The 12,933-nt window shown below is 64.1% G+C and carries 13 protein-coding genes; 10 read left to right on the forward strand and 3 right to left on the reverse strand.

The window, feature by feature from the left end:
• Positions 1-172 precede the first annotated feature (172 nt).
• From IVB36_RS35485 to IVB36_RS35530, 10 genes are all read left to right on the forward strand, one after another.
• Positions 173-622 (forward strand): (2Fe-2S)-binding protein, encoded by a 450-nt coding sequence (locus IVB36_RS35485; RefSeq protein WP_007594050.1) that lies wholly within the window; start codon positions 173-175, stop codon positions 620-622.
• Between the two features lie 11 nt (positions 623-633).
• A complete protein-coding gene (locus IVB36_RS35490) occupies positions 634-2,820 on the forward strand; it encodes a molybdopterin cofactor-binding domain-containing protein (protein ID WP_085352085.1) in 2,187 nt (728 codons plus the stop codon).
• 54 nt (positions 2,821-2,874) lie between these two features.
• Positions 2,875-4,146 (forward strand): NAD(P)/FAD-dependent oxidoreductase, encoded by a 1,272-nt coding sequence (locus tag IVB36_RS35495; RefSeq protein WP_018457155.1) that lies wholly within the window; start codon positions 2,875-2,877, stop codon positions 4,144-4,146.
• Positions 4,139-4,591, forward strand: a complete 453-nt coding sequence (gene soxX, locus IVB36_RS35500; RefSeq protein WP_247394613.1) for a sulfur oxidation c-type cytochrome SoxX — start codon at positions 4,139-4,141, stop codon at positions 4,589-4,591. Before IVB36_RS35495 ends, soxX begins: the two co-directional genes overlap by 8 nt.
• Before the next feature lie 8 nt (positions 4,592-4,599).
• Positions 4,600-5,067 (forward strand): SoxY-related AACIE arm protein, encoded by a 468-nt coding sequence (locus IVB36_RS35505; RefSeq protein WP_026233314.1) that lies wholly within the window; start codon positions 4,600-4,602, stop codon positions 5,065-5,067.
• Complete coding sequence (soxZ, locus tag IVB36_RS35510) at positions 5,067-5,384, forward strand: thiosulfate oxidation carrier complex protein SoxZ (RefSeq protein WP_018457158.1); 318 nt, start codon at positions 5,067-5,069, stop codon at positions 5,382-5,384. Before IVB36_RS35505 ends, soxZ begins: the two co-directional genes overlap by 1 nt.
• Complete coding sequence (gene soxA, locus IVB36_RS35515; RefSeq protein ID WP_247394616.1) at positions 5,381-6,160, forward strand: sulfur oxidation c-type cytochrome SoxA; 780 nt, start codon at positions 5,381-5,383, stop codon at positions 6,158-6,160. The genes soxZ and soxA overlap by 4 nt, the downstream gene beginning before the upstream one ends.
• A 78-nt stretch (positions 6,161-6,238) precedes the next feature.
• Positions 6,239-7,561: a sugar ABC transporter substrate-binding protein gene (locus IVB36_RS35520; RefSeq protein ID WP_204510553.1), complete on the forward strand. Its 1,323-nt coding sequence runs from the start codon at positions 6,239-6,241 to the stop codon at positions 7,559-7,561.
• On the forward strand, positions 7,558-8,496 hold the full coding sequence (locus IVB36_RS35525; RefSeq protein WP_027516623.1) for a sugar ABC transporter permease: 939 nt from the start codon (positions 7,558-7,560) through the stop codon (positions 8,494-8,496). Before IVB36_RS35520 ends, IVB36_RS35525 begins: the two co-directional genes overlap by 4 nt.
• Positions 8,493-9,317: a carbohydrate ABC transporter permease gene (locus IVB36_RS35530; RefSeq protein ID WP_204510551.1), complete on the forward strand. Its 825-nt coding sequence runs from the start codon at positions 8,493-8,495 to the stop codon at positions 9,315-9,317. The genes IVB36_RS35525 and IVB36_RS35530 overlap by 4 nt, the downstream gene beginning before the upstream one ends.
• Here the strand turns inward: IVB36_RS35530 and IVB36_RS35535 are convergent, their stop codons facing one another.
• From IVB36_RS35535 to IVB36_RS35545, 3 genes are all read right to left on the reverse strand, one after another.
• A complete protein-coding gene (locus tag IVB36_RS35535; RefSeq protein WP_247394620.1) occupies positions 9,318-10,973 on the reverse strand; it encodes a regulator in 1,656 nt (551 codons plus the stop codon).
• A gap of 10 nt (positions 10,974-10,983) precedes the next feature.
• Positions 10,984-11,685, reverse strand: a complete 702-nt coding sequence (locus IVB36_RS35540) for an isochorismatase family cysteine hydrolase (RefSeq protein ID WP_018457164.1) — start codon at positions 11,683-11,685, stop codon at positions 10,984-10,986.
• A 205-nt stretch (positions 11,686-11,890) separates the two neighbouring features.
• Complete coding sequence (locus IVB36_RS35545) at positions 11,891-12,859, reverse strand: hypothetical protein (RefSeq protein ID WP_026233316.1); 969 nt, start codon at positions 12,857-12,859, stop codon at positions 11,891-11,893.
• Between the last annotated feature and the right edge of the window lie 74 nt (positions 12,860-12,933).

Genomic DNA, 12,933 nt, shown 5'->3' on the forward strand with positions numbered 1-12,933 from the left:
CGGGGGCGTCGGCGCGGAAGCCAGTAGACGTCGCTCCAAGCCGTGCCGCGGGCGCCCGGGGAAGGAATCCCCGCCGGTTACCCCTCGGACTATTGATTTGAACGTTTCCAATTTGCCGGACACATTGCGCCGCTGAGTCCAGTCGGTGGATTGGGCCAATCAGGGGACTGCGATGGCAAACCTAACAATCAACGGAAAAACCTTCACGCTCGACGTCGAGCCGGATACGCCCCTGCTCTGGGCGATCCGCGAGAATGCCGGCCTCACCGGCACCAAATATGGCTGCGGCATTGCACAATGCGGCGCCTGCACCGTTCACATCGACGGCGTCGCCACCCGCTCCTGCGGGGTTTCGGTCGGCGAAGCCGCAGGCAAGAAGATCACGACCATCGAAGGGCTCGCCTCCGGCAACGCGCTGCACAAGGTGCAGGAAGCCTGGATTGCCCAGGACGTTCCGCAATGCGGCTATTGCCAGAGCGGCATGATCATGGCGGTGGCGGCGCTGCTGAGCGAGAAGCCGAAGCCGACCGACGCCGACATCGACGAGGCCATCACCAATATCTGCCGCTGCGGCACCTTCCAGCAGGTGCGCGAAGCGATCCACACGATCGCAAGCGCGTAAGGAGCCGCCACATGAACAAGCATGTCTCTCCCAGGATGAACCGCCGTGCCTTCGTCATCGGCACCGCCGCGGTCGGCGCAGGTCTCGCAATCGGCCTCGATATCCCCTTCGGCGGTCCCGCCGTGGTCCGCGCGGCCGACGGCTCCCCGGAGATCGGCGCCTGGGTCGTGGTCAGGCCCGACGACACCGTCGTCATCCGCATCGCCCGCTCCGAAATGGGCCAGGGCTCCCTCACCGGCCTTGCCCAGCTCGTCGCCGAGGAACTCGAATGCGACTGGTCGAAGGTCTCGACCGAATATCCGACACCGGGCCAGAGCGTCGCCCGCAAGCGCGTCTGGGGCGATTTCTCGACCGGCGGCAGCCGCGGCATCCGCTCTTCGCAAGACTATGTCCGCAAGGGCGGTGCCACCGCACGCGTGATGCTGATCCAGGCCGCCGCCGAGGCGTGGAAAGTGCCGGCGTCCGAATGCACGGCCGCCAACAGCGTCATTACCCACACGCCGTCCGGCAAGACCACGACCTACGGCAAGGTCGCCGAGGCCGCGGCCAAGCTGACGCCGCCGGCCGAGGTCAAGCTGAAGGACCCCAAGGACTGGAAGCTGATCGGCAAGGGCGTGAAGCGGCTGGACACCGCCGAGAAGACCACCGGCACCATGGTCTACGGCATCGATGTCAAGCTGCCGGGCATGCTGAACGCCGCGATCAAGGATTGCCCGGTGTTCGGCGGCAAGCTGAAAAGCTATGACGAAGCCAAGATCACCGGCATGAAAGGCGTCAAGAAGGTCGTCAAGGTCGGCGACACCGCGGTCGCCGTCGTTGCCGACACCTGGTGGCACGCCAAGACCGCACTGGAGGCGCTGCCGATCGTCTGGGACGAGGGCGACAACGCCAAGGTCTCGAGCGAGTCGATCGCGAAATGGCTGACCGAGGGCCTCGATAACGGGCAGCCGGCCTATGTCGGCAACAAGAACGGCGACGCGAAGGCGGCGATTGCCGGTGCCGCCAAAAAAATCGAGGCCGTCTACAGCTATCCCTACCAGAACCACGCCACCATGGAGCCAATGAACGCCACGGCGCTCTACACGGCGGACAAATGCGAGGTCTGGTGCGGCACGCAGAATGGCGAGGCAGCCTTCGCGGCCACGTTGGAAGCGTCGGGCCTGCCGGCGGAGAAGTGCGACGTGCACAAGGTGATGCCGGGCGGCGGCTTCGGCCGGCGCGGCCAGACCGACTATGTCCGCCAGGCCGTCTTGATCGCCAAGGAGATGCCGGGCACGCCGATCAAGCTGTTGTGGTCGCGCGAAGAGGACATGGCGCACGGCAGATATCACCCGATCACCCAGTGCAAGATGACCGGCGCGTTCGATGCCGACAACAATCTGGTCGCGCTGCACTACCGCCTGTCCGGGCAATCGATCCTGTTCTCGCTCCGCCCCGAAGCGCTGCAGAACGGCATGGATCCGGCCGCATTCCAGGGCGTCGCCCAGTCCGGCGAAGCCGCGTTCGGTTACTCCGTGCCGAACCTCCTGGTCGAGCATGCGATGCGCAACCCGCACGTTCCGCCGGGCTTCTGGCGCGGCGTCAACGTCAATCACAACGCGATCTACATGGAATGCTTCATGGACGAGCTGGCCCAGGCCGCAGGCCAGGACCCGCTCGAATTCCGCCGCAAGCTGATGGGCAATCACCCCAAGCATCTGGCGGTGCTCAATGCCGTAGCCGAGAAGATCGGCTGGAGCACTCCGGCGCCACAGGGCATCTATCGCGGCATCGCGCAGGTGATGGGCTATGGCAGCTATGTCGCCGGCGCTGCCGAAATCTCGGTGACCGACGGCAACAAGATCAAGGTGCATCGCATCGTCGCCTCCACCGATCCCGGCTACGTCGTCAATCCGGCCCAGGTGGAGCGGCAGATCGCGGGGTCCTTCGTCTATGGCCTCTCCGCGCTGTTCTACGGCGGCTGCACCGTCAAGGACGGCAAGATCGAGCAGACCAACTTCGACACCTACAATTCGATGCGCATCAACGAGATGCCGAAGGTGGAGTCGGTGATGGTGCCGAGCGGCGGGTTCTGGGGCGGTGTCGGCGAGCCGACCATCGGCGTCGCGGCGCCGGCGGTGCTCAATGCGTACTTCGCGGCGACGGGCAAACGCATCCGTTCGGTGCCGCTGCGCGACCAGAACATCACCTTCGCCTGAGAAACGCCGCGGCGGCCGCAATCGCCGCCGCGGCACACTTTCCGGACAAGACTCATGAATGCGCCGGTGACACGGCGGGATGCCGTCCTCGGCATCGCCGCTGCGGCCACATCATTCGCCGCCCCTACGATCCTGCGCGCGCAATCGGCGGGCCGCGTCGTCGTGGTCGGCGGCGGCTTCGGTGGTGCGGCGTGCGCCCGCGCGCTGAAGCGCGCGCAGGCAAACTTGCAAGTCATCCTGATCGAACCCAGTACCGTCTTCACTTCCTGCCCGTTCAGCAACGAGGTGATCGCGGGTCTGCGCGAGATCGACGTGCAGCAGTTTGGCTATGACAAGGTCGCCGCCGAAGGCGTCACGGTGATCAGCCAAGCCGTAACCACAATCGAGCCGCAGCTGCGCAGCGTCGTGACGGCCGATGGCGTTGCGCTGCCCTATGATCGTCTCGTCCTCTCTCCCGGCATCGACTTCCATTTCGAGGCTCTGCCCGGCTACGACGACGCCACATCAGAAAAGATGCCGCATGCCTGGAAGGCCGGTGCGCAGACGCTATTGCTGCGTGGGCAGCTGGAGGCCATGCCGGACGGCGGCACTGTCGCCATTGCCATCCCCGCCAATCCCTCGCGCTGTCCGCCGGCGCCTTACGAGCGAGCCAGCCTGATCGCGCATTACCTGAAAACGACGAAGCCGCGCTCAAAGGTCTTGATTCTCGATGCCAAGGACACTTTCTCCCAGCAGCGGCTGTTCGAGAAGGCGTGGAAGGAGCTTTACGGGGACATGATCGAACGCATCGCTCTGTCGCAAGGCGGCCGCGTGACCTCGGTCGATCCTGCGACCAGGACCATCGTCACCGAATTCGGCAATTACACCCCCGACGTCGCCAACGTCATCCCGCCGCAGCGTGCCGGACGCATCGCTGAGGTCGCGGGCGCGGCGGATGCCACCGGCTGGTGCCCGATCGATCCCGTTACCTTCGAATCGAAACTTGTCCCGAACATCCACGTCATCGGCGATGCCTGCCTCGGCGGGGGCATTCCCAAATCGGCATCCGCGGCAAGCGCACAGGGCAAGGCCTGCGCTTCCGCGATCGTGAACCTCCTTGCCGGCCGCGCACCAGAAACGCCGCGACTGACAGGCGTGTGCTACAACATTGTCGCACCCGGCTACGGCTTTTCACTCGCGGGCAATTACCAGCCCAGGGGCGACATCTTCGCCGAGGTCGAGGGCGGAGCGACCAGCCCGGCCGATGCGCCGCGCGAATTGCGCGCCCGCGAGGCGACTGAAGCCGAGCGCTGGTTTCGAGCCATCACGGCGGACACCTTTGGCTAGAACATCGGTCCATATCGCAGCGCTGATCGCCGCCAGTTGCGCCTTCGCCTGCCATGCAGGGGCCGAGGAGCTCCGGCACTACAACGTCGCCGGCGACGGCATCGCGGAATCGCTCACCGGCGCGCCCGGCGATGCCGCGCGCGGGCGCGCGCTGGTGCTCGCGCGCACGACGACCTGCATCCTGTGCCATTCCGGCCCCTTCCCGGAGACCCGGTTCCAGGGCGACCTCGCGCCTGACCTCTCGGGTGCGGGGAACCGCTGGACGGTGAGCCAGTTGCGGCTTCGACTGGTCGATGCGGCGCGCTTCAACCCAAAGACCATCATGCCGTCCTATTATCGCACCGATCACCTCGTGCGGGTCGGGCGAAACTTCGTCAGCAAACCGATCTTGTCCGCCGCCGAGATCGAGGACATCGTGGCTTTCCTTGCAACGCTTCGGGACTAGGACTGTTCATGCCGACCACGCGACGACAATTCCTGAACCTTGCTGGAAGCGTGACGGTCGCCGGGACGCTCCCGATCGTCACGCTGCGGCCGCTCGAGGCGACACCGGCGATGCTCACCGCCGCGATCCGCAACGTCGTCGGCGAAGCACCTGTACGCTCCGGCAAGGTGAAGCTCGACATTCCGCCGCTGGTCGAGAACGGCAACACGGTGCCGCTGACCGTGAGCGTCGCGAGCCCGATGACGGCGGACGACTACGTCAAGAGCATCCACGTCTTCAACGAGAAGAACCCGCAGCCGAACATCGGCAACTTCCATCTCGGCCCCTCCTCCGGCCGCGCCCAGATCTCGACCCGGATTCGGCTCGCGGATACCCAGAAGGTGGTGGCGATCGCGCGTCTTTCCGACGACACGTTCTGGCAGGTCACGACGGAAATCGTCGTGACGCTGGCCGCCTGCACCGAGGAGATGAACTGATGGCCGCGCTCATCAACGTTCCCGCGAAAGCCAGACGCGGCGAAATCGTCGAGATCCGCACGTTGACCTCGCACATCATGGAAACCGGCTTCCGCCATACGGCGGACGGCGCGCTGGTGCCGCGCGACATCATCACGAGCTTCACGTGCCGCTACAACGGTACCGAGATTTTTCGCGCCGATCTCTTCCCCGCGATCGCGGCCAATCCCTATCTGTCGTTCTTCACGGTCGCGAAGGAGAGCGGCAAGTTCGAGTTCGAATGGATCGGCGACAACGGCTATTTGTCCAGCGCATCGGCGTCGATCACGGTCGAATGAGTTTTTGGCGCGCGATATCGGCCGCGGCGTTCCTCGCCACGGCCCCTGCCCTGCTCGCCGGCGAGATTCCGCCGGACGCGCGCCGCTCCGGCTATTCGTTCATGGGGCCCGACACGCGCGCGATGCAGGATGACGACACCTCAAATCCCGGCATGCTGTTCGTGCTCGACGGCGAGGCGTTATGGACGAAGAGGACCGGCAGCGCCGACAAGGCCTGCGTGGATTGCCATGGCGATGCACGCGGCAGCATGAAAGGCGTCGCGGCGCGCTATCCGGCCTTCGACAAGGCGCTGGCGCGCCCCGTCACGCTCGACCAGCGCATCAATCTGTGCCGCAGCAATCATCAGCAGGCGAGGCCGCTCCCCTACGAGAGCCGCGATTTGCTGGCCCTGTCCGCCTTCGTCGCGCACCAATCGCGCGGCACCGCGATCACCGCGGGCGACGATCCGCAACTGAAGCCATTCGTCAAACAGGGCCGCGCCCTCTTCATGCAGCGCGAAGGCCAGCTCAATCTTGCCTGCACCAATTGCCACGACGACAATTTCAACAAGCGGCTTGCCGGCGCGCCGGTCACGCAAGGACAGCCGACCGGCTATCCGCTTTATCGCCTGGAATGGCAGACGCTGGGATCGCTGGAGCGGCGGCTACGCAGTTGCATGACGGGTGTCCGCGCCCAGGCCTATGATTTCGGCGCGCCCGAGTTGGTCGCGCTCGAACTCTATCTGATGTCGCGAGCGCATGGCTTGCCGATGGAGACGCCGGCCGTGCGGCCCTGAATTCCGCAGATTAGGACTAGGCAGAAGCAGAACGGCCGCTAGTATCCGCCCAAATTGAGTCACAGGGAGGGACCTCAAGTGGTCAACCACAAAATCTCGCGTCGTACGCTCTTGACGGGCACTGCCGCAGCTGGCGCGCTCAGCCTGACGGGATTGCCGGCGCGTGCCGAGGTGAACTGGAAGAAATACGCGGGGACCAAGCTCGAGGTGATCCTCGCCAAGGGGCCCCGCGGCGACAACCTGCAAAAATACGTGAAGGAGTTCACCGAACTCACCGGCATCCAGGTCGAAGCGGAGCAGATTCCCGAGCAGCAGCAGCGCCAAAAGGTGGTGATCGAGTTCACCTCGGGACGGCCGAGCTTCGACGTCGTCCATCTCAGCTACCATGTGCAGAAGCGGCAATTCGAGAAGGCCGGCTGGCTCGCCGACTTGACGCCCTTCATGAAGGACCCGGCGCTCACCGCGGCCGATCTCGTCGAGGGCGACTTCTCGGCAGCCGGCCTGCAATACGCCAGGAACGACAAGGGCCAGATGCTGTCGCTGCCGTGGTCGGTCGATTATTTCATCCTCTACTACAACAAGGAGCTGTTCGAGAAGAAGGGCGTCACCGTTCCCAAGACCCTCGACGAGATGGCTGCGGCGGCCGAGAAGCTCACCGATACCAAGGAAGGGATCTACGGCTTTGTCGGGCGCGGCTTACGCAACGCCAACATGGCGATGTGGAGCAACTTCTTCCTCAACTATGGCGGGGAATTCCTCGACGCCAAGGGCAACATCCTGACGGACGGTCCGGAAGCCATTGCGGCGACCAAGCTCTATCAGACGCTCCTGACGAAATCGGCACCTCCAGGCGTCGCCGGCTTCAACTGGATGGAGTCGATGGCCTCGTTCACGCAAGGCCGATCCGCGATGTGGATCGACGGCGTCGGCTGGGCGCCGCCGTTGGAAGACCCGGCCGCCTCGCGCGTCGTCGGCAAGGTCGGCTACACCGTCGTGCCCGCCGGCCCCAAGGGCCAATATTCCTCGACCTATGGCGACGGCATCGGCGTTGCCGCTGCGAGCAAGAACAAGGAAGCCGCCTATCTGCTCTGCCAATGGGTGGTCTCGAAAACCCAGGGCGCGCGGCTGCTGCAGGCCGGCGGCGGCGTGCCGTTCCGCAACTCCATCCTTGGCGATCCCGAGGTCCAGAAGGGCGTCAAGACCAAGGAATGGCTGCAATCGGTGATCGATTCCGGCAAGATCAGCAAGCTGGGCCTGCCCGTCGTTATTCCCGTCGCCGAATTCCGCGATATCGTCGGCGCCGCGGTCACTGCGACCTTGTCCGGCGCCGATCCTGCCGCCGAGCTGAAGAAGGCCAACGATCAGTACCGGCCGATCCTGGAGCGTAGCGAGAAGGCGTGAGTGCGTTGACACAATCGACTCCGGGCGCGGCACAGTCTGATGCCGCGCCGGAGAAGGAGTTGCGGCCGCCGTCCTACTGGCCGTTCGTGGTCCCGGCGCTGGTCGTCGTGATCGCGATCATCATCTTTCCGTGGGTCTTCACGATCTGGATGAGCCTGAACGAGTGGAAGGTCGGCTCCTCGACCACCTTCGTTGGCTTGTCCAATTATCTGCGGCTGACGAGCGATCCCCGCTTCATCGAGGCCGTCGGGCACACACTGGTCTACACCATACTGTCCGTGCTGCTGCCGCTCGTGCTCGGCACGTTTGCGGCCGTAGTGTTTCACCAGAAATTCCCTGGCCGCGGCTTTCTGCGCGGCGTCTTCATCATGCCGATGATGGCGACGCCGGTGGCGATCGCGCTGGTCTGGACCATGATGTTCCACCCGCAGCTCGGCGTACTGAACTATCTGCTGTCACTGGTCGGAATCCCCGCGCAGCTCTGGGTATTCCATCCCGCGACCGTCATTCCCTCGCTGGTGCTGGTCGAGACCTGGCAATGGACGCCGCTGGTCATGCTGATCGTACTCGGCGGCCTGGCAGCGATCCCGACCGAGCCTTACGAAAGTGCACAGATCGACGGCGCCAGCATCTGGCAGGTGTTCCGCTTCATCACCCTGCCGCTGATCATGCCGTTCCTGTTCATCGCCGGCATGATCCGCATGATCGATGCCGTGAAGAGCTTCGACATCATTTTCGCGATCACGCAGGGCGGTCCGGGATCGGCGTCGGAGACGATCAACATCTATCTCTACAGCGTCGCCTTCTCCTATTACGACCTCGGCTACGGCTCGGCGATCGCGGTCGTGTTCTTCCTGCTGATCGTTCTGCTCGCGGCGGTGATGCTTTATGCACGCCAACGCATGCTGTGGACCGAGATCGCGAGCGGCACATGAGTCCAAGGCAAATCATCGGCAAGATCGGCCTGTGGTTCTCGGTGTTCCTCATCGTGTCGCCGGCGATCCTGTTCTTTCTCTGGATGCTGTCGCTGTCGCTCAAATTCGAGATCGACAACGCCGCATACCCGCCGGTGTTCTTTCCCGAGCATGTCGCCTGGAAAAACTATGCCGACGTGCTCGCCTCCAACCGCTTTCTGACCTATTTCATCAACAGCCTGATCGTCACCGGCAGTGCGACGCTGCTTGCCCTGCTCGTCGGCGTTCCCGCCGGCTACGGCATCGCACGCATGGCCGCGCATAAATCCGCGATCGTGATCCTGATCGCCCGCATCACGCCGGGCCTGTCCTATCTGATCCCGCTGTTTCTCATGTTCCAGTGGCTGGGACTGCTCGGCACGCTGGTGCCGCAGATCATCATCCACCTCGTGGTCACGGTGCCGATCGTGATCTGGATTATGATCGGCTATTTCGAGACGACGCCAATGGAGCTGGAAGAAGCAGCCCTCATCGACGGCGCCACGCGCTGGCAGGTCTTCCGCCATGTCGCGCTGCCGATCGCCAAGCCTGGCATCGCGGTCGCTTTCATTCTCGCCGTGATCTTCTCCTGGAACAACTTTGTCTTTGGCATCGTGCTGGCCGGACGCGAGACACGCACCTTGCCAGTCGCGGTCTACAACATGATCTCGTTCGACCAATTGAGCTGGGGGCCGCTCGCGGCCGCCGCGCTGATCGTCACCCTTCCGGTGCTGCTGCTCACGGTGTTCGCCCAGCGACAGATCGTCGCCGGGCTCACCGCGGGTGCCGTCAAGGGCGGGTAGCTACTCCGCCGGTGCCGCGTGCATGTCCGCGTGCGGCATGTAGGACTCGCTCGCGCCGAGCCGGCTGGCCGCGAACAAACCGGCGGCCATCACGGCATAGGCGAACGCGACCGCGGGCGTGACGCCAAAGCCGCCGCCGATGCCGACGGCTTCGCCGTGCATGAAGCCGAAGTAGGTCAGGATCGCACCAACCAGCGCAAACGCCGAGGCCTTCTCGAAGTCGCGCTCGATGATGAAGACACCGATCGCACCCAGGATCAGGCCGCCGAGGATGGAGCCGCCGCCCATCACTTCGAGTCCGTGATAGAACACGCCCTGCTGAGGCAGTGCTGCGATCGCCGCAGCCTTGACCGCGTCGGCCTTGTCGGCGGCCATTCCGCCGACGGTCGCAGCCGCGTTCATGGTCGAGCCCAGCATGGTGTCGATCTGGAGCTTGGCCCAGGCGGCCAGATGCGGCGTCAGCGCCAGCACGATCGCGGGCGCGTGCTTGACCGGCGTGGTCTGGAACGCCTGCGCGCCGATCAGCATGCCGATATAGAGCAGGATGGGCGAGATCGCGACGACCGGGACCAGCGCCAGCAGCACCGAGATGATGCCGAACCAAGCCAGCACCACCACCATGATGCCGGTCGCAGCCGAGTAACCAATGCGGCCGCCCATCGCCTTCCAGCCGGGATGGCCGATATAGACGGCGTTGATGAAGGGATTGCCCATCAGGCAGCCAATCAGGCTGACGATTCCGTCGGCGGTGAGCACGCGCGTGGTCGGATATTCGTCGCCGGCGGCCTCCGCGCTCTCGACATTGTCCATGGCCTCGACGAGATCATAGATGCCGAACGGAATGGCGGTAACCAGAATGATTCCGAGGAATTCGAAACCGGAGAAGACGTAGCCTACCGCCGGGATCGGCACCGAGAAGCCGAAATTGGCAAAGGCATCACCGACGCCTTTGACGCTCAGTCCACCGAGACCGAGGCCGAACAGGTTCGAACCCCATGCGATGACCATGCCCACCGCGATCGCGACGAGACCGGCGGGAATGCCGCGCCAATATTTCACGCCACCGAACCAGCTCACCAGAATGATGGCGAAGCAGACCAGGCCGATCTGCGGCGTCATGTACATTTCGAGCGCCGGCCGCATCGAGATGAAGGTGACGGATACGCCGGCGAGCGTACCGAGCAGCGCCGCGCGCGGCGTGATTTTTCGAATGAACGGCGCGATGAAGCCGCCGATCATCAGGATGAAGCTCTGGAAGAACACCCAGACCAGGCCCGCCGACCAGCCCTTGAGCGGATCGCCGGTCTTTATCGTGATCGGCAGCATGATCACGAAGGTGACGATGAACATGTGCGGTACGCTGACGCCTGACGGTAACGCACAGACGTCGTTGCGGCCGGTCTTCTGTGCCAGACGATAGGCGAGGAACGCGTAGTAGAAGGTGGAAAGGCACATCATCAACCCGAGTGCGGGAAGGATGCGGCCGAACACCAGTGAGTCGGGCATCTTCAGCACGAAGCGCAAGAGGCCTGTGAGCACCAGCATGTTGACGAGGATGTTGGTGCCGAAGCCGAAAAACGCGTTCCAGTCGCCCGGTGTCCATAGTGCTGGCTTGAACTCGGAGGTGCCGGCCGTCCCTGTCGTGCCTGTGCTCATCGTGATGCCCCTACGCTGATGTGGAAATCTTCATCGCCTCCAGAACCGCGGCTGAGCTTGCAACCCAGCCGAAGATGCCGCCCTGGGCCTTGATCATCTTCAAGCCCATCTCGTGAAATTCGGGGAAGTAGGATGCGCAGCCGTCCGAGATGACGATGCAGCGATAGCCGCGGTCATTGGCCTCGCGCACGGTGGTGTTGACGCACACCTCGGTGGTGACGCCGCACACCAGCAGATTCTCGATGCCGTATTTCTCCAGCACGTCGGTGAGCTCGGTGGCGTAGAACGCGCCCTTGCCGGGCTTGTCGATCACGATCTCGCTGTCGAGCGGATAGAGCTCCGGGATGATGTCGTGGCCCGCCTCGCCGCGAATGAGAATGCGGCCCATAGGACCGGGGTCCCCGATGCGAAGCGATGGCGCGCCGCGCTCGACTTTCGCCGGCGGCGCGTCGGAGAGATCGGGCAGATGGCCCTCGCGCGTGTGGATCACCAGCATGCCGGTCTCCCGCGCGGCCTTCAGCACCGCACCGATCGGCTTCACCGCGCGCGCGAGCTGGCTGACGTCGTTGCCGAGCGTCTCGCCGAAGCCGCCAGGCTCCATGAAGTCGCGCTGCATGTCGATGATGAGGAGCGCGGTAGCCGACCAGTCGAGCTTGACCGGCTCCGGTTCGGCGATGATGACACCCAATGTCGGCTTGGTTGAGTTCAACATGACTCAAGGCCCCCGCGAGAACTCTCGTTGCCCGGAGTTCTGCAAGCGCCGTGCCATTGTGTACAATGGCAATCGGGCGGACAGCGCGGGAAAATTTCCTGCGCCGTCAGAATGTTATGAGGAAAGCCGGGGTCTGCTTATTCGCTGTGCGGCGGCTTTTGCGACGTGCATTTGCCCAAAGGATGAGCGACAACGAAGCTCGCTTCTACCGGGCAGTATCTCCGTACAGCCGTCGATATTCTTCCTCATACGGCGCGTAAGAATCCTTCAGCGTCGCCATGTTCAGCAGCATGGTCGCCACCACCGAATTCGTCTTGTCGAACACGCGCGTCTTCACCCAGGCGCTCTCGGTGCGTCGGCTGCCGGAGAGCGCGACGACCTCGCGCTCGACTTCGTAGTCCTCGTCCACAAACAGCGGGCCCTTCACCAGCCTGATCTCCTGGTCGGCGAACAGGCCGACGGCCGGGCCCTTGGCCGGGAGAGGATCGTCCTTGGAGCGGTACTGGAACAGCACGCTCAGCATCTCCATCGGGATGATCGCCCTGCCCCACGGATTCGCAGAAGGATTGCCGGCGCCTGAATAATACGGCGAGGTCTCGGTGATGACGGCGAGCTTCTGCCGCAGCGAGAACGGATAGAGCTCGCCCATGATCTGGTCGAACGCCATCCGCACCGCCTGGCGCCGGCTCGTCTGCGCCACCTTCACGTCGCGCAGGATCACGGGATCAGTGAGCGGGTTGAGTTCGCCAAGACGCGCCTCCAGCGCGGTTGCGGCCTGCGGTTCTCCGACCGAGGCCGTGCCACGCAGCACCTCGGTGCCGTCACGTTTGACCATCTGGATCTGGCACTGGCTGGTGCCGGGCAGCGGCTTCGACAGGATCGCCTGCACCTCCTCGCCTTCGTAACAGACGCTGCGGTAATGCGCGGAGAGACAGCCGCTCTCGAACCAGACCTGTCCCCACAAACGCGCGCCGAGCGGAGCAAACTGGCTGAAATGGGTCGGGCCCTCGATGGTGCCGCCCTTGAAGCCGAGCTTCTGCGCGGTGGCGTCGTCGTGGATCGAGGCGTGCGCGTCGTAGGTTTGGGATTGCAGCATCTGACGCGGCTGACGCCACGGCCCGATCAGAGCGCCGTCGGTCTCCGTGATCTCGGTATCGAACACTTGTGCCGTCATGGTGTCCTCCGCAAGCAAGCCATGACTAGCAGGAGCGCCACGGATGCGGCCAGCGATATTGACTTCGCCTGTGC

This window comes from Bradyrhizobium sp. 35, assembly GCF_023073215.1.
Taxonomy (GTDB): domain Bacteria; phylum Pseudomonadota; class Alphaproteobacteria; order Rhizobiales; family Xanthobacteraceae; genus Bradyrhizobium; species Bradyrhizobium canariense_D.

Excerpts from the sequence above, each read along its gene's own strand:
- IVB36_RS35485 (WP_007594050.1), top strand. The coding sequence starts at position 173 with ATGGCAAACCTAACAATCAACGGAAAAACCTTCACGCTCGACGTCGAG.
- IVB36_RS35490 (WP_085352085.1), top strand. The coding sequence starts at position 634 with ATGAACAAGCATGTCTCTCCCAGGATGAACCGCCGTGCCTTCGTCATC.
- IVB36_RS35495 (WP_018457155.1), top strand. The coding sequence starts at position 2,875 with ATGAATGCGCCGGTGACACGGCGGGATGCCGTCCTCGGCATCGCCGCT.
- IVB36_RS35505 (WP_026233314.1), top strand. The coding sequence starts at position 4,600 with ATGCCGACCACGCGACGACAATTCCTGAACCTTGCTGGAAGCGTGACG.
- soxZ (WP_018457158.1), top strand. The coding sequence starts at position 5,067 with ATGGCCGCGCTCATCAACGTTCCCGCGAAAGCCAGACGCGGCGAAATC.
- soxA (WP_247394616.1), top strand. The coding sequence starts at position 5,381 with ATGAGTTTTTGGCGCGCGATATCGGCCGCGGCGTTCCTCGCCACGGCC.
- IVB36_RS35530 (WP_204510551.1), top strand. The coding sequence starts at position 8,493 with ATGAGTCCAAGGCAAATCATCGGCAAGATCGGCCTGTGGTTCTCGGTG.
- IVB36_RS35535 (WP_247394620.1), bottom strand. The coding sequence starts at position 10,973 with ATGAGCACAGGCACGACAGGGACGGCCGGCACCTCCGAGTTCAAGCCA.
- IVB36_RS35540 (WP_018457164.1), bottom strand. The coding sequence starts at position 11,685 with ATGTTGAACTCAACCAAGCCGACATTGGGTGTCATCATCGCCGAACCG.
- IVB36_RS35545 (WP_026233316.1), bottom strand. The coding sequence starts at position 12,859 with ATGACGGCACAAGTGTTCGATACCGAGATCACGGAGACCGACGGCGCT.